The organism is Pseudomonas sp. AB39(2026) (genome assembly GCF_059831485.1).
Genome location: NZ_CP195212.1, coordinates 2,393,318 through 2,411,716 on the forward strand (window position 1 = coordinate 2,393,318; position 18,399 = coordinate 2,411,716).

Annotated in this window: 17 protein-coding genes; 12 read left to right on the plus strand and 5 right to left on the minus strand. The window is 58.6% G+C overall.

What is annotated here, in order from left to right; all coding sequences use genetic code 11:
• The first annotated feature begins 13 nt into the window (after positions 1-13).
• From ACSAMW_RS10875 to ACSAMW_RS10910, 8 genes are all read left to right on the plus strand, one after another.
• Positions 14-715 (plus strand): SIMPL domain-containing protein, encoded by a 702-nt coding sequence (locus tag ACSAMW_RS10875; RefSeq protein WP_500590349.1) that lies wholly within the window; start codon positions 14-16, stop codon positions 713-715.
• 269 nt (positions 716-984) lie between these two features.
• Positions 985-2,586: an ABC transporter substrate-binding protein gene (locus ACSAMW_RS10880; RefSeq protein WP_500590350.1), complete on the plus strand. Its 1,602-nt coding sequence runs from the start codon at positions 985-987 to the stop codon at positions 2,584-2,586.
• 299 nt (positions 2,587-2,885) lie between these two features.
• Positions 2,886-4,274, plus strand: a complete 1,389-nt coding sequence (locus ACSAMW_RS10885) for an OprD family porin (protein WP_500590351.1) — start codon at positions 2,886-2,888, stop codon at positions 4,272-4,274.
• A 75-nt stretch (positions 4,275-4,349) separates the two neighbouring features.
• On the plus strand, positions 4,350-5,945 hold the full coding sequence (locus ACSAMW_RS10890) for an ABC transporter substrate-binding protein (protein WP_500590352.1): 1,596 nt from the start codon (positions 4,350-4,352) through the stop codon (positions 5,943-5,945).
• A gap of 106 nt (positions 5,946-6,051) precedes the next feature.
• The gene (locus ACSAMW_RS10895; protein WP_168083984.1) at positions 6,052-7,062 is read left to right on the plus strand and encodes an ABC transporter permease subunit; all 1,011 of its coding nucleotides are present in this window, start codon (positions 6,052-6,054) and stop codon (positions 7,060-7,062) included.
• A gap of 10 nt (positions 7,063-7,072) precedes the next feature.
• Complete coding sequence (locus ACSAMW_RS10900) at positions 7,073-7,984, plus strand: ABC transporter permease subunit (protein ID WP_168083985.1); 912 nt, start codon at positions 7,073-7,075, stop codon at positions 7,982-7,984.
• A 10-nt stretch (positions 7,985-7,994) separates the two neighbouring features.
• Complete coding sequence (locus ACSAMW_RS10905; protein ID WP_168083986.1) at positions 7,995-8,963, plus strand: ABC transporter ATP-binding protein; 969 nt, start codon at positions 7,995-7,997, stop codon at positions 8,961-8,963.
• The gene (locus ACSAMW_RS10910; protein ID WP_500590353.1) at positions 8,963-9,934 is read left to right on the plus strand and encodes a peptide ABC transporter ATP-binding protein; all 972 of its coding nucleotides are present in this window, start codon (positions 8,963-8,965) and stop codon (positions 9,932-9,934) included. Before ACSAMW_RS10905 ends, ACSAMW_RS10910 begins: the two co-directional genes overlap by 1 nt.
• A gap of 266 nt (positions 9,935-10,200) precedes the next feature.
• Here ACSAMW_RS10910 and ACSAMW_RS10915 read toward each other — a convergent pair whose 3' ends face one another.
• From ACSAMW_RS10915 to ACSAMW_RS10935, 5 genes are all read right to left on the minus strand, one after another.
• Entirely contained in the window at positions 10,201-11,139 is a 939-nt protein-coding gene (locus ACSAMW_RS10915; RefSeq protein WP_500590354.1) for a hypothetical protein, read from the minus strand.
• A 227-nt stretch (positions 11,140-11,366) separates the two neighbouring features.
• Complete coding sequence (locus tag ACSAMW_RS10920; RefSeq protein WP_500590355.1) at positions 11,367-11,693, minus strand: EthD family reductase; 327 nt, start codon at positions 11,691-11,693, stop codon at positions 11,367-11,369.
• Positions 11,694-11,750: 57 nt separating this feature from the next.
• Positions 11,751-13,340 (minus strand): peptide chain release factor 3, encoded by a 1,590-nt coding sequence (locus ACSAMW_RS10925; RefSeq protein WP_500590356.1) that lies wholly within the window; start codon positions 13,338-13,340, stop codon positions 11,751-11,753.
• 142 nt (positions 13,341-13,482) lie between these two features.
• Positions 13,483-13,815 (minus strand): helix-turn-helix domain-containing protein, encoded by a 333-nt coding sequence (locus ACSAMW_RS10930; RefSeq protein ID WP_500590357.1) that lies wholly within the window; start codon positions 13,813-13,815, stop codon positions 13,483-13,485.
• On the minus strand, positions 13,808-14,179 hold the full coding sequence (locus ACSAMW_RS10935; RefSeq protein WP_500590358.1) for a type II toxin-antitoxin system RelE/ParE family toxin: 372 nt from the start codon (positions 14,177-14,179) through the stop codon (positions 13,808-13,810). The genes ACSAMW_RS10930 and ACSAMW_RS10935 overlap by 8 nt, the downstream gene beginning before the upstream one ends.
• Before the next feature lie 408 nt (positions 14,180-14,587).
• On the opposite strand from ACSAMW_RS10935, the gene ACSAMW_RS10940 reads away from it, so the two are divergent.
• The 4 genes from ACSAMW_RS10940 to ACSAMW_RS10955 are packed head-to-tail and all read left to right on the plus strand — an operon-like array spanning position 14,588 to position 18,035.
• Entirely contained in the window at positions 14,588-15,307 is a 720-nt protein-coding gene (locus ACSAMW_RS10940; RefSeq protein ID WP_500590359.1) for an ABC transporter permease, read from the plus strand.
• Between the two features lie 15 nt (positions 15,308-15,322).
• Positions 15,323-16,231, plus strand: coding sequence for a glycine betaine ABC transporter substrate-binding protein (locus ACSAMW_RS10945; protein WP_500590360.1), 909 nt, complete (start codon positions 15,323-15,325; stop codon positions 16,229-16,231).
• Positions 16,228-16,881: an ABC transporter permease gene (locus tag ACSAMW_RS10950; RefSeq protein WP_500590361.1), complete on the plus strand. Its 654-nt coding sequence runs from the start codon at positions 16,228-16,230 to the stop codon at positions 16,879-16,881. Before ACSAMW_RS10945 ends, ACSAMW_RS10950 begins: the two co-directional genes overlap by 4 nt.
• Positions 16,878-18,035, plus strand: coding sequence for an osmoprotectant ABC transporter ATP-binding protein OsmV (locus ACSAMW_RS10955; RefSeq protein ID WP_500590362.1), 1,158 nt, complete (start codon positions 16,878-16,880; stop codon positions 18,033-18,035). Before ACSAMW_RS10950 ends, ACSAMW_RS10955 begins: the two co-directional genes overlap by 4 nt.
• The last annotated feature ends 364 nt before the right edge of the window (positions 18,036-18,399 follow it).

Genomic DNA, 18,399 nt, shown 5'->3' on the forward strand with positions numbered 1-18,399 from the left:
GAAGGAATACCTCATGCCCCTTACGCTCCGCCGTTCCGCCCTGGCGCTCTGCCTGGCCGCCCTGTCAGTGCCCGCCCTGGCGGACGAGCCGCGTTACAACCAGGTGTCCCTGCACGCCGAAGCGACCAAGGAAGTTGCTCGCGACCTGATGAGCGTGACCCTGTTCAGCGAAGCTCAAGACACCGACCCTGCCCGCCTGGCTGAAACCGTAACCAAAAGCCTTAACGAAGCGTTGGCCAAGGCACGCCAAGCCAAAGGCGTAACCCTGCGCCAGGGCAGCCGCAATAGCAGCCCCGTGTATGACGATAAAGGCCAGAGCATTGTGGCCTGGCGTGAGCGCGCAGAGTTGCGCCTGGAGAGCCAGGACTTCCCCGCATTGGCCAGCCTGACCGGTGAGCTGCAAAAAAGCCTGAAGCTAGCCAGCATGGATTTCAGCATCGCCACCGCCACTCGCCAGCAAAGTGAAGACGCACTGATCAAGGACGCTATTGCAGCCTTCAAGGCGCGTGCAGACATTGCGCGGCAAGCCATGGGTGCGCAGGGTTACAAGATCGTCAACCTGACACTGAACAGTAGTGGTGCGTCGCAACCTTACCTGCGCGCGCCCATGCTGATGAAAGCAGCCCGCAGCGATGCGGTGACACCTGATGTAGAGGCAGGTACCACCGAGGTAACAGTCAGCGCCGACGGTACGGTTGAACTGCAGGTGCAATAAGGTTCAACCCGCCCTACGCTTTGCACCAATAAAGTGCAAAGCGTAGAAACGGTGCACTCGGTAACGGCGAAACAGCGGATTATTTGATCAGCCGACGCATCATTTCGCCTAAAACTTACATCCATGCGACATTACAGTACGTTCGTACTGCATTTTCGGAAGACTATTACCCTCAAGCATTGCATTAGGTATGGCCCCTGCATAAGTATCGGCAGGACGGCCCACAAGGCCCTCCCTCTTTTCGAAAAAAAGACAACAATGAGGCCCCCATGATCAAACACGCAGTCATTCCGTTCCTGGTCGGTGCAGGCCTGCTTGCCGTTACGCCGCTGAGCCAAGCCGCTTCGAACCTGGTGTTCTGTTCGGAAGGGAGCCCGGCAGGCTTCGATCCAGGCCAATACACGACCGGTACGGATTTCGACGCTTCGGCTGAAACCATGTTCAACCGCCTCACGCAGTTCCAGCGTGGCGGCACCCAGGTAGAACCAGGGCTGGCAACCAGCTGGGATGTCTCTCCAGACAACCTGACCTACACCTTCCACCTGCGCCAGGGCGTGAAGTTCCACACCACCGACTACTTCAAGCCCACTCGCAATTTCAACGCCGACGACGTGCTGTTCACCTTCAACCGCATGCTCGACAAGGACATGCCGTTCCGCAAGGCCTACCCTACCGAATTCCCGTACTTCACGGACATGGGTATGGACGCGAACATCACCAAGCTTGAAAAGCTGGATGACGCCACCGTTCGCTTCACCTTGAAAGACGTAGACGCCGCCTTCATCCAGAACCTGGCCATGAGCTTCGCGTCCATTCAGTCTGCCGAGTACGCCGACAAGCTGCTCAAGGAAGGCAAGCCGGAAAACATCAACCAGCAGCCCATTGGTACCGGGCCGTTTGTGTTCAGCCGCTATCAGAAAGATGCGCAGATCCGCTACAAGGGCAACAAGGACTACTGGAAGCCGGCTGACGTTCGCATCGACAACCTGATCTTCGCCATCACCACCGATGCGTCGGTGCGCATGCAGAAACTGAAGAAGAACGAGTGCCAGGTCACCGCCTACCCTCGCCCGGCAGACATTAAGCCACTGGAAGAAGACAAGAACCTGCAGATGCCCCATCAAGCGGGCTTCAACCTGGGCTATATCTCCTACAACGTGACCCACAAGCCACTGGACAACCTCAAGGTTCGCCAGGCGCTGGACATGGCCGTCGACAAGAAGCACATTCTGGAAGCCGTTTACCAGGGCGCAGGGCAATTGGCTGTAAACGCCATGCCGCCGACCCAGTGGTCCTACGACACCAGCATCAAAGATGCAGGCTTCGATCCAGAAAAGGCCAAAGCACTGCTCAAGGAAGCGGGCGTTGCCGAGGGTACTGAAATCCAGCTGTGGGCGATGCCGGTACAGCGCCCTTACAACCCCAATGCCAAGTTGATGGCCGAGTTGCTTCAACAGGACTGGGCCAAGGTGGGTATCAAGGCCAAGATCGTGAGCTACGAATGGGGCGAGTACATCAAGCGCGCCAAGGCCGGTGAAACCGATGCCATGCTCATTGGCTGGAGCGGTGACAACGGTGACCCGGACAACTGGCTGGGCACGCTGTTCAGCTGTGACGCCCTGAACGGTAACAACTTCGGCAAGTTCTGTAACCAAGACTACGAGAAGCTGATCAAGGGCGCCAAAGCGACTGTTGATCAAAGCAAGCGCACCGAGCTGTACAAACAGGCACAGCAGTTCCTGAAACAGCAAGTGCCGCTGACCCCCATCGCGCACTCCACGGTGTACCAACCCATGCGCGCCAACGTGGCGGATTTCAAGATCAGCCCGTTCGGCCTCAACTCCTTCTATGGCGTGGGTATCAAGGACTAAGTGTCAGCCCATGGCTACGCCGACGTTTGGCGTAGCCGGCTGAACGCTCGCACAACACCTTCGGATACAGCGTATTTAGCGCCTCAGTAACCCCTTACTCTTGGGCCGCCGGCCTGCCTGTCCTTATGGGACAGGGCTGGCTGGCGGCGCCTTGGGAAAGGGAACCCCTGCCTGCCACAACGTCCGCACAACGCCAAGGCTTGTCAGGTTTGAGCACTGCAATACCCCTTAACGCAACACAAAAAGAAATGACCGGGGCACCGCCACCGGAAATAAAGAAGTCAGGAGCTACCACTGTTATGAAAACTACCCAGCGCACATTGCTCGCCATTGCAATCGGCAGCCTCAGCACCGTGGCCATGGCTGAACCGGCGAGCCAGGAATTTGTGCCTATCACCGTGAAAAGCACCAATGCCCAAAGCGAAGCCACCGGCTTTGTAGAAGGTCAGTCGTTGTCTGGCACTACCCGTAACTTCTTTGCGAAAGAACTGTATCGGCGCACTGACGAGGGTTTTTTTACGGTTCCCAAGAAAAATGGCGTAATTGACCGCAAGGACCGTCGTGACACTTGGACTCAAGGCACCATCGTCAACTATACCTCGGGCTTCACTCAAGGCACGGTTGGTTTTGCAGTAGAGGGCGCGCTGTATAACGAAATCGCTTTGGAGCGAGGCCGTGGCCGGATCGTTGGTGGTGGCAACCGTACCTTGACCGACCATGATGGCGATGCCGTGGACCAGTGGAGCAAATTGGGCTTGGGTAACATCAAGGCCCGCTACTCCAATACCGTACTGACCGCCGGCCGCCAGACCCTCAACACCCCCATGGTCGCGACCATCGGTAACCGCGCCCTGCCTTCCAGCTTTGAAGGGCTGAGCCTGCACAGCGCGGAGCTCGAAAACCTGACCTTCGACGCCGGGACCTTCGACCGCGTATCACCACGAACCGAGCAGAGCCTTACCAAGTTCGTCAGTGAATACGGCGACCGTTCCGTCACGGCCGACCACGTGAGTACGCTTGGCGCCGTCTACAAGCCCTTCAAGAGCGTGGAAGCCAGCCTGTACGCCACGCGTGTCGAGGACCTGTGGAACCAGTACTACTTTGGCCTGACCCATGAGCTGGGCGATGCCGATGTGCTCGCGTTGACCACCAGCCTGAACTACTACAAGACCAAGGACGAAGGCGCCAGCAAGCTAGGTGACATCGACAATAACACCTACAGCTTGAGCTTTACGGGTACCCATGCTGCGCACAGCCTCACCCTGGCGTATCAGGAAGTGGACGGGAACGAATACTTCGACTACCTGCACGAAACCAACGGCATCTTCCTGGCCAACTCCCTGTTGTCGGACTTCAACGGCCCGAATGAAAAATCCTTCCAGGTCGCCTATGGCCTGAACATGGCCGAATACGGCGTGCCAGGCCTCAAGTTCAACATCTACACCGCTCGCGGCTGGGATATCGACGGCCGTAAATACAAAGGTGGTGGGTACGATGGGGTCCAAAGCATGGCCGATGAGCATCATTATGAATATGGTGTAGGCACGTCCTATGCCGTTCAAAGCGGCCCATTAAAAGCTACTACTGTACGCGCCACCTACACCACTCACCGTGCAAGTGAAAACCAGGTGGACGGCAGCCTTAACGAACTGCGCATCGTAACTACTGTCCCCTTCAACATCCTGTAAACCACAGCAAGCCCGCCTGGCGAGGTACACCCTGGCCCGGCGGGCTATGTTGCATCTGATAGCGAGAGGTTTCCCATGAAGCGCACCCCTTTGCGCATGGCCATCGGCGCAGCATTGCTAGGCCTTACGGCACTGGCCTCTGCCAAACCCCTGGTGGTCTGCACTGAAGCCAGCCCTGAAGGCTTCGATATCGTTCAATACACCGCAGCTACCACAGCGGATGCGGCTTCAGAAACGGTGTTCAACCGCCTGGTGGACTTCACACCTGGCAGTACCGACATCGAGCCAGGGCTGGCCGAGCGCTGGGACATCTCTGAAGACGGCAAGACCTACACCTTCCACCTGCGCCAAGGCGTGAAATTCCAGACCACGGATTACTTCAAGCCCACCCGCACCCTGACTGCCGACGATGTGGTGTGGAGCTTCCAGCGCCAGCTGGACCCCAAGCACCCGTGGCATGAAAAGTCCCCCATGGGTTATCCGTACTTCGAAGCCATGGGCTTCAAGGACCTGCTCAAGAACGTGAGCAAGGTGGACGATGCCACCGTGGTGTTCGAACTCAACCACCCTGAAGCGCCTTTCCTGCGGGACCTGGCCATGGGCTTCAGCTCGATCTATTCGGCCGAATACGCCGACCAATTGCTCAAGGCGGGCAAGACCGGGGACCTGAACACCAAGCCAATTGGTACGGGACCGTTCATCCTTACCCGCTATAACAAGGACGCACAAATCCGGTATAAGGCCAACCCGGACTATTACAAAGGCAAGCCGCCAGCCGACCCGCTGGTGTTCGCCATTACCGTAGACAGCAACGTGCGTTTGCAGAAGCTCAAGGCCAATGAGTGCCAAGTAGCGGTATACCCCAAGCCAGACGACATCAAGGCCCTGAAGGCCGACCCCAATGTGCGTGTGGATGAGCTTGAAGCCTTGGTGGTGAGCTACCTGGCCATGAACACCTCGCATAAATACCTTAGCGACGTGCGGGTGCGGGAAGCCATTTCACTGGCGCTGGACAAGAACAACCTAGTGAAGACGTTGTTCGGCGAGGGCAATGCGACCATTGGTACCGGCCCTTACCCATCGACGCTGCTGGGTTTCAACTCTAAAATCACCAACCCCGCGCCAGACCTGGACAAGGCACGGGCGCTGCTCAAGGAAGCCGGTGTGCCCGAAGGCACGACGTTCACGGTGTTCACCCGCAACGGTGGCGGCGTGACCAACCCCAACCCGGCGCTGTCGGCGCAGTTGCTGCAAGCGGACCTGGCCAAGGTAGGCCTGAAAGCCGACATCCGCATCATGGAATGGGGCGAAATGGTCAAGCGCGCCAAGATGGGCGAGCATGACCTGGTGTTCTATGGCTGGGCTGGCGACAACGGCGACCCGGACAACTTCGTAACACCCAACCTGAGCTGCGATGCAGCCAAGAGTGGGGAAAACGCGGCGCGCTGGTGCAGTGCGGCGTTCGACAAGCTGATTATCCAAGCAAGGGCCGAGACGGAACCGGCCAAACGGGCTGCGCTGTATGAGCAGGCCCAGGAGATTTTCCACAAGGACCAACCCTGGATCAGCCTGGCGTATCCAAAGCTGTTTGTGGCATTGCGTAACTCGGTCGAAGGCTTCCATATCAGCCCGATGACCAATAACAACTTTGCCACTACCCAGGTGAAGTAAAAAACTGACCTGCCGCGGCCCTATCCAGGCCAGCGGCGGGCTCCGAGGCGCCAGGGGTACCCTCCTGGCGCCTCGGCCGTACTGGCCGATGAGGTATGACCCTGAAATGTTGAGCTTTATTGCCCGCCGAGTGGGATTGCTGATCCCCACCTTCTTCGGCATCACCCTGCTGACGTTCGCGTTGATACGCCTTATCCCCGGAGACCCGGTGGAAGTGATGATGGGAGAACGCCGCGTCGATCCCCAGATGCACGCCGAGGCCATGGAACGGCTGGGGCTGAACAAGCCGCTGTACGTGCAATACGGTAACTACATTGCCCAGCTGGCCCATGGTGACCTGGGGCAGTCTTTGCGCACGCGTGAAAGCGTGTGGACCGAATTCACCTCCCTGTTCCCCGCTACCCTGGAGCTGTCCATCGCTGCGCTGATCTTCGCCGGCATCCTGGGCTTGCTGGCCGGGGTGATCGCCGCACTGCGACGAGGCTCACTGTTCGACCATGGCGTCATGGGCATTTCCCTCGCCGGGTATTCGATGCCGATTTTCTGGTGGGGCCTGATCCTCATCATGTTCTTCTCGGTCAGCCTGGGCTGGACGCCTGTGTCCGGGCGGATCGACCTGCTGTATGACATTCCGCCGAAAACCGGCTTCATGCTGATCGACACCCTGTTCACCGATGACGAAGGCGCCTGGATGGATGCCCTGCGGCACCTCATTCTGCCTGCCATCGTGCTGGGGACGATTCCCTTGGCGGTGATCGCGCGCATGACGCGCTCCTCCATGCTGGAAGTGCTGCGCGAGGACTACATTCGTACCGCACGGGCCAAGGGCCTGTCGCCTGCCCGTGTGGTGTTCGTACACGGCCTGCGCAATGCCTTGATCCCCGTACTGACCGTGTTCGGGCTGCAAGTGGGCACATTGCTGGCGGGCGCTGTACTGACCGAGACCATCTTCTCCTGGCCGGGCGTGGGCAAGTGGCTGATCGAAGCCATTGGCGCCCGTGACTACCCCGTGGTGCAGAACGGCATTCTGTTGATTGCCTGCCTGATCATTCTGGTCAACTTCGTCGTGGATATTCTCTACGGCCTGGCCAACCCACGCATCCGTCACCAGCGCTGAGATCTTCACCATGACTACTCAAGTTCAACCCGTGGCAGCGGATCAAAGCCTGCTGTACCCCTCGCCCTTCAAGGAATTCTGGAAGGCTTTCGCGCGTAACAAAGGCGCGGTCGCCGGCCTGATGTTCATGATCCTTGTCGTGTTCTGCGCCCTGTTTGCTCCTTGGGTCGCCCCCTTCGACCCAAGCGAGCAGTTCCGTGACGCGCTGCTCACACCACCATCGTGGGCCGACGGCGGCCAGGCGCGCTACCTGCTGGGCACCGATGAACTGGGCCGGGACCTGTTGTCTCGCCTGATCCACGGTGCGCGCCTGTCACTGCTGATCGGCTTGTCGTCGGTAGTAATGTCGCTGATTCCCGGCATCCTGATGGGCTTGGTGGCTGGGTTCTTCCCGCGCATCCTTGGGCCCTCGATCATGCGCCTGATGGACATCATGCTGGCCCTTCCCTCGCTGCTGCTGGCTGTGGCCATCGTGGCTATCCTGGGTGCCGGCCTGATCAACACGGTGATTGCCATTGCCGTCGTGTCGTTGCCCTCCTACGTTCGCCTCACCCGCGCTGCAGTCATGGGCGAGTTGAACCGCGACTACGTCACCGCCGCCAAGCTGGCCGGTGCCAGCCTGCCACGCCTGATGTTCGTGACCGTGCTACCCAACTGCCTGGCGCCCTTGATCGTGCAGGCCACCTTAAGCTTCTCCTCAGCCATTCTCGATGCCGCCGCGCTGGGCTTCCTGGGCCTGGGCGTGCAACCGCCTACGCCTGAATGGGGCACCATGCTCGCTTCGGCACGGGACTACATCGAGCGCGCCTGGTGGGTGGTGAGCCTTCCCGGCTTGACCATTCTGCTCAGTGTGCTGGCAATCAACCTGATGGGCGACGGCCTGCGCGATGCGCTGGACCCGAAACTCAAGAACGCGATTTGAGGAAGCCTCCATGTCATTGCTCGAAATCAAGAACCTGAGCGTACGCTTCGGCGACGCCAGTGCAGTGCCTGTGGTAGACGGCCTGGACCTGACCGTGGACCGCGGGCAGGTATTGGCCATCGTGGGCGAGTCCGGCTCGGGTAAATCCGTCACCATGATGGCCCTGATGGGCTTGGTGGAAGCCCCCGGCATCGTAAGCGCCGACGCCCTGCGCTTCGACGGCCACGACATGCTCAAATTGAGCAAGCGCCAGCGCCGCCAAGTCGTGGGCAAGGACCTGGCCATGATTTTCCAGGACCCGATGACCGCCTTGAACCCCAGCTACACCGTAGGGTTTCAGATTGAAGAAGTGCTGCGCGCCCACTTGGGCCTCTCAGGCCGGGCGGCCCGTGCTCGGGCACTGGAGCTGCTGCAAAAGGTGGAGATTCCTGCTGCGGCCAGCCGCCTGGATGCCTACCCGCACCAATTGTCTGGCGGCATGAGCCAGCGCGTGGCAATCGCCATGGCCATCGCAGCCGAACCCAAGCTGCTGATCGCCGACGAACCCACTACCGCTTTGGACGTGACTATTCAGGCGCAGATCATGGAGCTGTTGCTGGCGCTGCAGAAGGACCAGGACATGGGCCTGATCCTGATCACCCATGACTTGGCCGTGGTCGCTGAAACCGCCCAGCGCGTGTGTGTGATGTACGCCGGGCAAGCCGTAGAAGTGGGGCATGTACCCCAGTTGTTCGACGCGCCTGCTCACCCCTACAGCGAAGCGCTGTTGGCGGCGATCCCGGAGCACAGCGAAGGGGCCGAACGGCTGTCGACACTCCCTGGTATCGTGCCAGGCCGTTACGACCGCCCGCAGGGTTGCTTGCTATCACCCCGCTGTCCCTACGTTCAAGAGAACTGCCGGGTACAACGCCCGGCCCTGGACCCCAAGGCTCAGAGCCTGGCCCGTTGCTTCTATCCGCGTAACCAGGAGGTGGCGTAATGAGCGTCGTCCTTACCGCTCGCGAGCTTACTCGCCACTATGACGTCTCCCAAGGGGTGTTCAAACCCCATGCCACCGTGCGTGCGCTCAACGGCGTGTCGTTTGAACTTGAAGCCGGGAAAACCCTGGCGGTTGTAGGTGAGTCCGGCTGCGGCAAGTCCACCTTGGCGCGCCAGCTCACCCTGATCGAGGAGCCTAGCTCCGGCTCGTTGAAAATTGCCGGCCAGGAAGTGGCAGGCGCGACCAAAGAGCAGCGCAAGCAACTGCGCCGTGACGTGCAGATGGTGTTCCAGAGCCCTTATGCCTCCTTGAACCCTCGCCAGAAAATCGGCGACCAGTTGGGTGAGCCGCTGCTGATCAACACCAGCCTGTCCAAGGCCGAGCGCCGTGAAAAAGTGCAGGCGATGATGCAGCAGGTGGGGCTTCGCCCGGAGCATTACCAGCGCTACCCCCACATGTTCTCTGGTGGTCAGCGCCAGCGGATCGCCTTGGCGCGGGCGATGATGCTTCAGCCCAAGGTATTGGTGGCAGACGAACCTACCTCAGCGTTGGACGTGTCTATCCAGGCCCAGGTGCTCAACCTGTTCATGGACCTGCAGCAGCAGTACCAGACCGCCTATGTGTTCATTTCCCACAACCTGGCGGTCGTGCGCCATGTGGCCGATGACGTGCTGGTGATGTACCTGGGCCGACCAGCAGAAATGGGGCCCAAGGAGGACCTGTACCATAACCCGCTGCACCCCTATACCCAGGCCTTGCTGTCGGCGACACCTACCATCAAACCCAACCCGGACAAGCCCCGCATCAAAATCGCAGGCGAGCTGCCGAACCCACTCAATCCGCCCTCCGGCTGCGCTTTCCACAAGCGCTGCCCGTATGCCACGGAGAAATGCGTGACAGATGTACCCGCCTTCCGCCCGGTCGGCACTCGCCAGGTGGCTTGCCACTATGCCGAGCAATTTCTGAAGTAACAGCTTGGTTCATGCTCCGGCTTTGCCCGCATCGCCTGCTGGGTGCGGGCAAAGCCTCTGGTTAAGGTCGTAGAGCGCTTCACCTTATAGGTTGGAGCTGGACATAAAAAAACGCCGTAACCTCAGGGCTACGGCGTTTTTTAAGCTTCGCGACTCAGTGCACGAACAGTGCGATCAGGATAATGATCGGGATTGGGATGCCAAGGAACCACAGCAGAATGGAGCGCATAATGTTTCTCCTAGTTTGGGTTCAGTAACCGTTCGAATCAACGAACAGGCACAGTAGTGGTCTGGGTAGCGTGACGCTCTTCGATCCAGCGAGCGTTATCGCGCTGACGGCCACCGGCCAGTGCAGCCAGGCTTGCCGCGAATGCACCGCACAGCAGGGTCACGAAGGTCCACAGGGCAGCCCAGGCAGCGGCTTTGGCAGCAGCGTCGGCCGCTTGTTTAGCAGCCAGCTTGGCGTCATCAACAGCCTTACGTGCTTGCGCATACACTTGGTCTACACGGGCTTCGGCTTCTGCCTGGCTCAGGTTGGTACGCTGTGCGACCAGTTGAGCAAGGTAGGTACGATCATCAGCGTTCAGGCTACCGTCGCCGGCCATAGCCTTGGACAAGATGCGGTTGGCCACACCATTCACTGCATCATTGCTCACCGACGCTGGGCCGTTGCTACGGAACAGGGTATCGGTGAAGTAATCCATCGGGTTACCGCCATTGGCGTTTGCAGCGGCACCGCCAGCTGCACTACCCACCATGCTGGCCGCACCTGAGGCAACGCTTGCACCCGCTTGAGCGCCAGCACCTGCGATGTTGCCAGCGGTACCCACGATCAAAGCGGTGGTCACCAGCGTGGCAACGGCCCACGACAGGAAACCATGGGCGGTGTCACGGAAGTAGACCTCATCCCCATGCAGGTTGGCCCACTTCACCCGCAAGCGACCCGCGATGTAACCACCCAGGCCAGAGGCCAGAATGGCAGTCACCAGCAGCCACAGGATGCTGGAAATACCGATTGCCTTGGCGCTTGCGCCTTGGTCTGCCCACGGTGAGGTCGCGGAGAAGCCCAGGCCTGCGCCTGCAACAACAAGAATCAAGGTAAGCGCTGCAGCACCGGCAGCACCGGCAAAGATGGCACCCCAGGAGACGCCAGAGCGGTTTGGTCCGTCAGAGACGGCGGATGTGTAGTCGGCAGTGGTGATCATTTGGTGAGGCCTTTTTTAGTTAGCAATAAGTCCGTCGCCTTAATCTATTGCACTGTGCGTGCCAGCCTTCAAAATCAGGAAAGCTGTTTAAAAACATAGATATAGACTTGAATGCTATTAAAAGGCCTCATGCAAAATGCCAGATTGCTCTGTCAGCACTCTGGCGTTATGCAACATCTGGCAACGTTTAGGTAGCTACAAAGCACCCATAGTGGGCCACCGCGCTTTCAAGCAGAACGCGTATCTACCAATACTTCGCTCACCTGAGTAATCGGGGTGAGGTTGGTAAAATTGGGAACATCAGCACTCAATTCCTGCCCATGGGAACCCATGCCCGCACTCAGTGCTTCCAGCGAATCGAAGTACAACGTGCAGTGGGTGATGTAGGGAGGGGTACTATCAGGCTCTCCACCCGCTACACCCCTGTCCACGCTGTAAGACAGCAGGCTTGCGCCCAGCCGGTCGCTTACCAGCGTCATGTGCTTATCAAGGTAATAGTCGTAATCGAAGGTGGCGTTGGCAGCGTAAGGGTAAAGCACGGAAACCTTGATCATGCTGGAGGCCTTTTCAAAAAGAAGAAGCGCCCCAGCATAGGCCTAATGCGCCACAGGTCAATGATGCTCGCGTGTGGCGCGGAATTTCACGTCAGGCCAACGCTCTTCCATCACCGACAGGTTCACCCGCGTAGGCGCCAGGTAGGTCAGGTGGCCGCCGCCATCGATGGCCAGGTTCTCCATAGCCTTGACCTCGAAATCTTCCAGCTTCTTTTTGTCATCGCAGGCAATCCAGCGGGCCGACCACACGGTGATGGGCTCGTAGGCACATTCCACTTTGTATTCCTCCTTGAGCCGGCTGGCGACCACGTCGAACTGCAGCACACCCACCGCACCGAGAATGATGTCGTTGCTGCGCTGTGGGAAGAACACCTGGGTAGCGCCCTCCTCTGCCAACTGCTGCAAACCCTGGCGCAGTTGCTTGGACTTGAGCGGGTCTTTGAGGCGAACGCGCCGGAACAGCTCTGGTGCGAAGTGCGGGATACCTGTGAAGCCCAGGCTCTCACCTTCGCTAAAGGTGTCGCCGATCTGAATGGTGCCGTGGTTGTGCAGCCCAATGATATCGCCTGCAAAGGCTTCCACCAGTTGCTCGCGCTCTGAGGAGAAGAAGGTCAGCGCGTCGCCTACCCGCATGTCTTTGCCGGTACGCACGTGGCGCATTTTCATGCCTTGGTCGTAACGGCCTGAGCAAATGCGCATGAAGGCAATACGGTCGCGGTGCTTGGGGTCCATGTTCGCCTGGATCTTGAACACGAAACCGGTGAATTTCTCCTCCACAGGCTCCACAGTGCGCTCATGGGCCACACGCGCCAGTGGGCGCGGGGCCCAATCGACCACTGCATCCAAAACGTGGTCCACACCGAAGTTGCCAAGGGCTGTACCGAAGAACACCGGTGTGAGCTGGCCATTCATGAACTCGTCCTGGTCGAACGGGTGGCAGGCGCCCTGTACCAGTTCCAGCTGGTCCACGAAACGGTCGTACTCGTCGCCCAGGTGGGCGCGGGCTTCGTCCGAATCCAGCTGTTGGATGATCTTCACCTCGGTGCGCTCATGGCCATGGCCTGGGGTGTAGACGATGATGTAGTCGCCTTCCAGGTGGTACACGCCTTTGAAATCCCGATAGCAACCGATGGGCCAGGTGATAGGCGCGGCCTTGATTTTCAGCACGGCCTCGATCTCGTCCAGCAGCTCGATGGGGTCGCGGATGTCACGGTCCAGCTTGTTGATAAAGCTGACGATAGGTGTGTCCCGCAGGCGGCACACGTCCATCAAAGCAATGGTGCGTGGTTCAACGCCTTTACCGCCGTCCAGCACCATCAGGGCCGAGTCCACCGCCGTAAGGGTGCGGTAGGTGTCTTCAGAAAAGTCTTCGTGGCCGGGGGTGTCGAGCAGGTTGATCATGTGCTCGCGGTAAGGGAATTGCATCACGGACGTGGTGATGGAAATGCCCCGTTGCTTTTCCATTTCCATCCAGTCGGACGTTGCATGACGGTCGGATTTACGTGACTTCACCGTACCGGCCACCGCAATCGCCTTGCCCATCAGCAACAGCTTTTCAGTGATGGTGGTTTTACCGGCGTCGGGGTGGGAAATAATTGCGAAGGTGCGGCGTGCATTGACTTCGCTGACAATCTTGCTATCAGACATCGCTTAAAATCTCGATTGCGCGCATATGAGTACGCACAGCTAAAAATACCTTTGACCGGCTTAATGCTGCCAATCCAGAAAACATGCATTGTAATACAGCGCAGCCTGCACACGGCCTGTGGGAGGTAGGCGTAACGACAGATCAGCTATTGCAGTCCGTGTTCAAATCACGAAAGCCTTCCAGCTTTACCGGGCTGCGGCCGGGTAAATGTGCTACCAGCTCCAAGGTTCCGCCAAGCGCTTCCACATAATTACGCAGCGTGGAGATCAGCATGTCCGTGCGCTTTTCGACTTTTGAGACATTTGCCTGCTTCATGTCCAGAAGGCCTGCCATGGTCTCTTGCGTCAGGTTCAGCTCCTTACGCAGCGCTTGCAACGTAAGCTGCTCCTGAATAAGCGCATCAGCCCGCTGCGCAACCTTCTGGCGCCGTGTGGCCGGAAGCGTGCCCATCACTTGGTCAAGCGACTTAGCCATTACTGACCTCCTGTTTCAAAGACGCAAGGTGCCGGTCAAACCGTACATCAGCGGTTCTGATCAAGACCTTATAAAACCTTTTTTCACTACTGCCTGACTTATCGCCCCCTACCAGGACAACCGCTTTACGATAGGGATCGAATGCAAACGCTATGCGCCATACGCCATTATCTGCCTTGAAACGTAACTCCTTCATGTTGGCATGCTTCGACCCTTTTAAAGTATCCACGTGTGGCCTACCTAGGTCAGGCCCGAAGCGCTCAAGTACCTTGAGCTGAGCCAGCAGCTCATCCTGAACGACCTCTGCCATGGAGGCAAAATCCACGTCGAACTCATCGCAGAATTCGATGAACCACTTCGTCACACGATATACCTTTAAGTGACTATTTCGTCAAGCACACAAGCAGGTTTCTGACGCTGCCAAAAGCCTGCTGGGTCATTGAAAATCACCCCGGGAGCTGATCAAAAAAGGCGACTGATTATAGCTCAGTTCGAACGCCGTGCCGAGCCGCCGGGCACATGGCGGGTGGCCATAGTCCCTTTTATGTGGGAACCTTTAAAACACTGGAGCCGTCCATTACCACGCTAACGCTTCGCTTACGTGGCTGAATCACCTGGCTTTTGCGACCTGACGAGGTCGTGCTCATGGTTTGCCGAACACCTGTTTACAGGTCGCTTCGACCGAGCCGCTTTTCGCGCTCACGCCTGACCGCAGCCCTTTTCGGGGCGCTGCTATCACCGCGCGCGCAGACTGATAAAACAGGAGACGTCTATGGCCACACGCTATGGAACGGGCCTGGTAGGGTGCGCCGCCGTGCTCGCCGTCCTGGCCCTGCTGATCCGCTGGATCGGCGTCGATACCGTATTGCACTACCAAGATGACTTGGTGTTCTACCTTCAAGCTCACCTGATGCTTGTGCTGGTGTCCATGCTGGCGGCGCTGCTAGTTGGCATTCCCGCCGGGATAATACTGAGCCGCCCCGCCATGGCCCGGCACGCCGAACGCTTCATGCAAGTGTTCAACATCGGCAACACCGTCCCGCCTTTGGCAGTCCTAGCCATTGCCTTGGGTATCCTGGGTATCGGCAGTGGGCCTGCCATCCTTGCGCTGTTCCTCGCCTCCCTCTTGCCCATTGTGCGCAACACCTATGAGGGCCTTAAGAACGTGCCCGGCTCGCTCAAAGAGGCTGCCACGGGTATTGGCATGACCCCACGCCAAGTGTTGTGGCAAGTGGAGCTGCCCAATGCCGTGCCCATTATCGTAGGCGGTGTACGCGTGGCGTTGGCCATCAACGTAGGGACTGCACCCTTGTCGTTCCTGATCGGCGCAAACAGCCTGGGCAGCCTGATTTTCCCTGGCATTGCCTTGAACAATCAGCCGCAGCTGGCGTTAGGTGCAGCCTGTACCGCCTTGCTGGCATTGATACTGGACGGCCTGGTGCTGGTGATCAGCCGAACCTGGCTGGAACGCGGCCTCGCCCCTGCCCGCTGATAAAAGGACATGCACATGAAACCATCAGGCTGGTTGCTGGCAGCAACCCTGCTGCTCTCCAGTGTTGCCCATGCGGCAGGTGAACCGCCTTTGCTGCGCATCGGCGCGCGGGTGTTCACAGAACAAACCGTGCTGGCGACACTGACTTCCAAATACCTGGCTACTAAAGGCTTTCGCACCGAAATTACTGGCGGCCTGGGCAGCAATATCGCCCGTAGCGCCCAAGAAAGCGGCCAACTCGATCTACTGTGGGAATACACAGGCGTGTCGCTGGTGTCCTACAACCATATCGATGAGAAGCTCGACAGTGATGCCACATACGCCCGGGTAAAGGCGTTGGACGCGCAGAAAGGGCTGGTATGGCTGGCGCCTTCGAAGTTTAACAATACCTACGCGTTGGCTTTCCCAGACAAAGTGGCTCAGCAATACCCGCAGGTGAATACCATCAGCGAGCTGAACGCTCTGGTCGCCTCTGAAAAGGGCAAAGACCACGTACTGGCGTTGGATACAGAGTTCGCCAACCGCCCGGATGGGCTGGTGGGGCTGACCAAGACCTACGGCCTGACCTTCGACCGTCGCGATATCCGGCAAATGGACGCCGGCCTGGTGTACACCGCCTTGCGTAACGGCCAAGTGTTCACCGGCTTGGTGTACACCACAGATGGCCGGCTGGATGCCTTCAAGCTGAAGGTGCTCGAAGACGACCTTCACTACTTCCCCGACTACACCGCAGCGCCTGTAATACGCAAAGCGTTTCTCGACCAGCACCCGCAACTGGCCAGCCTGCTCAAGCCGTTGGCCGAGTTGCTGGACAACGCCACCATGCGCCAGCTCAACGCCAAAGTGGACGTAGACCATGAGAACCCAGGGGCCGTAGCCGACGCCTTCCTGGCACAACACCCTGAACTGAAGGAGGCGAAATGAATTTTCTCGCGACCTTCCAGCACATCGACTGGCAGCAGGTGCTGCAGCTTACCGGCCAGCACGTGATGCTGGTGGGCATTGCCGTAAGCCTGGCCATCTTGATCGGCGTGCCACTGGGCATTCTGATGACACGCTTCCCCGCCTTGGCAGGCCCTCTGCAAGGGGCGGCCACGGTACTGCTTACCATTCCATCCATCGCACTGTTCGGGCTGCTGTTGCCGTTCTACTCCAAGTTCGGCCAGGGTTTAGGACCGTTGCCAGCTATTACGGCAGTGTTCCTTTATTCGCTACTGCCCATCTTGCGCAACACCTACCTAGCACTGACCAGCGTGGAGCCGGGCATTCGTGAGGCCGCCAAAGGCATTGGCATGACCTTCGGGCAACGCCTGCGCATGGTGGAGCTGCCCATTGCGGTACCTGTAATCCTGGCTGGCGTGCGCACAGCCGTGGTGATGAACATCGGCGTGATGACCATCGCCGCCACCATCGGGGCCGGTGGCCTTGGTGTTCTTATCCTGACGTCCATCAGCCGCAGCGACATGTCGATGCTGGTAGTGGGCGCGGTACTGGTGAGCCTGCTCGCCATCGCCGCTGACCTGCTGCTGCAATGGCTGCAACGCTCGCTCACACCCAAAGGGCTGCTCAAATGATCGAACTTCAGAACCTGACCAAAACATTCAACAGCAATGGCAAAGACGTCCGTGCTGTGGATGCCGTAAGCCTGACTGTCAATGAAGGCGAAATTTGCGTATTCCTGGGCCCTTCGGGGTGCGGCAAAAGCACCACGCTAAAAATGATCAACCGCTTGATCGAGCCCACGTCCGGGAAGGTGCTGATCAATGGCGAAGACACCAGCGCCCTGGACGAAGTGAGCCTGCGACGCAAGATCGGCTACGTGATCCAGCAGATCGGCTTGTTCCCCAACATGACCATCGAAGAAAACATCACCGTGGTGCCGCGCCTGCTGGGTTGGGACAAGAACCGCTGCCGTGAGCGTGCGCGGGAATTGATGAGCATGATCAAGCTTGAACCCAAGCAGTACCTGAACCGCTACCCGCGTGAGCTTTCCGGCGGGCAACAGCAGCGTATTGGCGTGATCCGCGCCCTGGCGGCCGAAGCCCCATTGCTGTTGATGGACGAACCTTTTGGCGCGGTGGACCCGATCAACCGGGAGATGATCCAGAACGAGTTTTTCGAGATGCAACGGGCGTTGAACAAGACCGTGATCATGGTTAGCCACGACATCGACGAAGCCTTGAAGCTGGGTGACAAGATCGCGATATTCCGAGGGGGCAAACTGTTGCAGCTTGACCACCCCGACACCCTCCTCGCCCACCCGGTGGACGACTTCGTCAGCAATTTTGTGGGCCAGGACAGCACCCTCAAGCGGTTGCTGCTGGTTAAAGCCGAAGACGCCGCAGACAACGCACCGTCGGTAAGCCCGGAGACCTCCGTTGCCGAAGCGCTGGAACTGATGGACGAGCACGACCGCCGCTATGTAGTGGTGACCGATGGGGAGAATCGAGGCCTGGGCTATGTACGCCGCCGAGAACTCTATCGCCAGCAAGGCGACTGTGCGGCGTTCCTGCGCCCCTTCACAGCGACCGCTGCCTCGGAGGAAAACTGCCGGATACTGCTGTCGCGCATGTATGAATTCAACCGGTCCTGGCTACCGGTGATGAATGCCGAGCAGGTGTTCCAAGGTGAAGTGACCCAGGAATCCATTGCGGCTTACCTAAGCTCCGGTCGTTCCCGCGGCATGAAAACCAGCATTGTGTCGCCGGCCGAACAGGCTGCGGTATAGCTGCTCGTACACACAGGCCAAGGCGGCAGGTGTTCTTTTGTGGGACTGGGCGCAGCCCGGGAACAGGCTCAGTCCCCTTTTACTGCTGACATAAGCCACATCAAGCGGTCATATCAGTCGTTAAACATAGGTACTTCAAACGCTGTTTAATTTATTTAAATGCGACGTTGAATTTATTTAAACACGACATTTTTAGTTGATCTCGTTTTCCCTACGCCCTACAGTGCGCGCCGAACGTCCATGCTGGAAACGATCCATGCGGCCCAAGGGGTTGGTAGCACGCCTTGGGACACAAGCGAACCAGAGTGGGGATACGGAGGGCGTTCAGTTCAGCCACTTTCATTCACGCCTCCTCAAGGAGTTC

Bases quoted from the DNA above. Each gene is read 5' to 3' on its own strand.
- ACSAMW_RS10930 (WP_500590357.1), bottom strand. From the start codon at position 13,815: ATGGCTAAGTCGCTTGACCAAGTGATGGGCACGCTTCCGGCCACACGG.
- ACSAMW_RS10885 (WP_500590351.1), top strand. From the start codon at position 2,886: ATGAAAACTACCCAGCGCACATTGCTCGCCATTGCAATCGGCAGCCTC.
- ACSAMW_RS10950 (WP_500590361.1), top strand. From the start codon at position 16,228: ATGAATTTTCTCGCGACCTTCCAGCACATCGACTGGCAGCAGGTGCTG.
- ACSAMW_RS10875 (WP_500590349.1), top strand. From the start codon at position 14: ATGCCCCTTACGCTCCGCCGTTCCGCCCTGGCGCTCTGCCTGGCCGCC.
- ACSAMW_RS10900 (WP_168083985.1), top strand. From the start codon at position 7,073: ATGACTACTCAAGTTCAACCCGTGGCAGCGGATCAAAGCCTGCTGTAC.
- ACSAMW_RS10920 (WP_500590355.1), bottom strand. From the start codon at position 11,693: ATGATCAAGGTTTCCGTGCTTTACCCTTACGCTGCCAACGCCACCTTC.
- ACSAMW_RS10910 (WP_500590353.1), top strand. From the start codon at position 8,963: ATGAGCGTCGTCCTTACCGCTCGCGAGCTTACTCGCCACTATGACGTC.
- ACSAMW_RS10890 (WP_500590352.1), top strand. From the start codon at position 4,350: ATGAAGCGCACCCCTTTGCGCATGGCCATCGGCGCAGCATTGCTAGGC.
- ACSAMW_RS10925 (WP_500590356.1), bottom strand. From the start codon at position 13,340: ATGTCTGATAGCAAGATTGTCAGCGAAGTCAATGCACGCCGCACCTTC.
- ACSAMW_RS10945 (WP_500590360.1), top strand. From the start codon at position 15,323: ATGAAACCATCAGGCTGGTTGCTGGCAGCAACCCTGCTGCTCTCCAGT.
- ACSAMW_RS10880 (WP_500590350.1), top strand. From the start codon at position 985: ATGATCAAACACGCAGTCATTCCGTTCCTGGTCGGTGCAGGCCTGCTT.
- ACSAMW_RS10895 (WP_168083984.1), top strand. From the start codon at position 6,052: ATGTTGAGCTTTATTGCCCGCCGAGTGGGATTGCTGATCCCCACCTTC.
- ACSAMW_RS10955 (WP_500590362.1), top strand. From the start codon at position 16,878: ATGATCGAACTTCAGAACCTGACCAAAACATTCAACAGCAATGGCAAA.
- ACSAMW_RS10915 (WP_500590354.1), bottom strand. From the start codon at position 11,139: ATGATCACCACTGCCGACTACACATCCGCCGTCTCTGACGGACCAAAC.
- ACSAMW_RS10905 (WP_168083986.1), top strand. From the start codon at position 7,995: ATGTCATTGCTCGAAATCAAGAACCTGAGCGTACGCTTCGGCGACGCC.
- ACSAMW_RS10940 (WP_500590359.1), top strand. From the start codon at position 14,588: ATGGCCACACGCTATGGAACGGGCCTGGTAGGGTGCGCCGCCGTGCTC.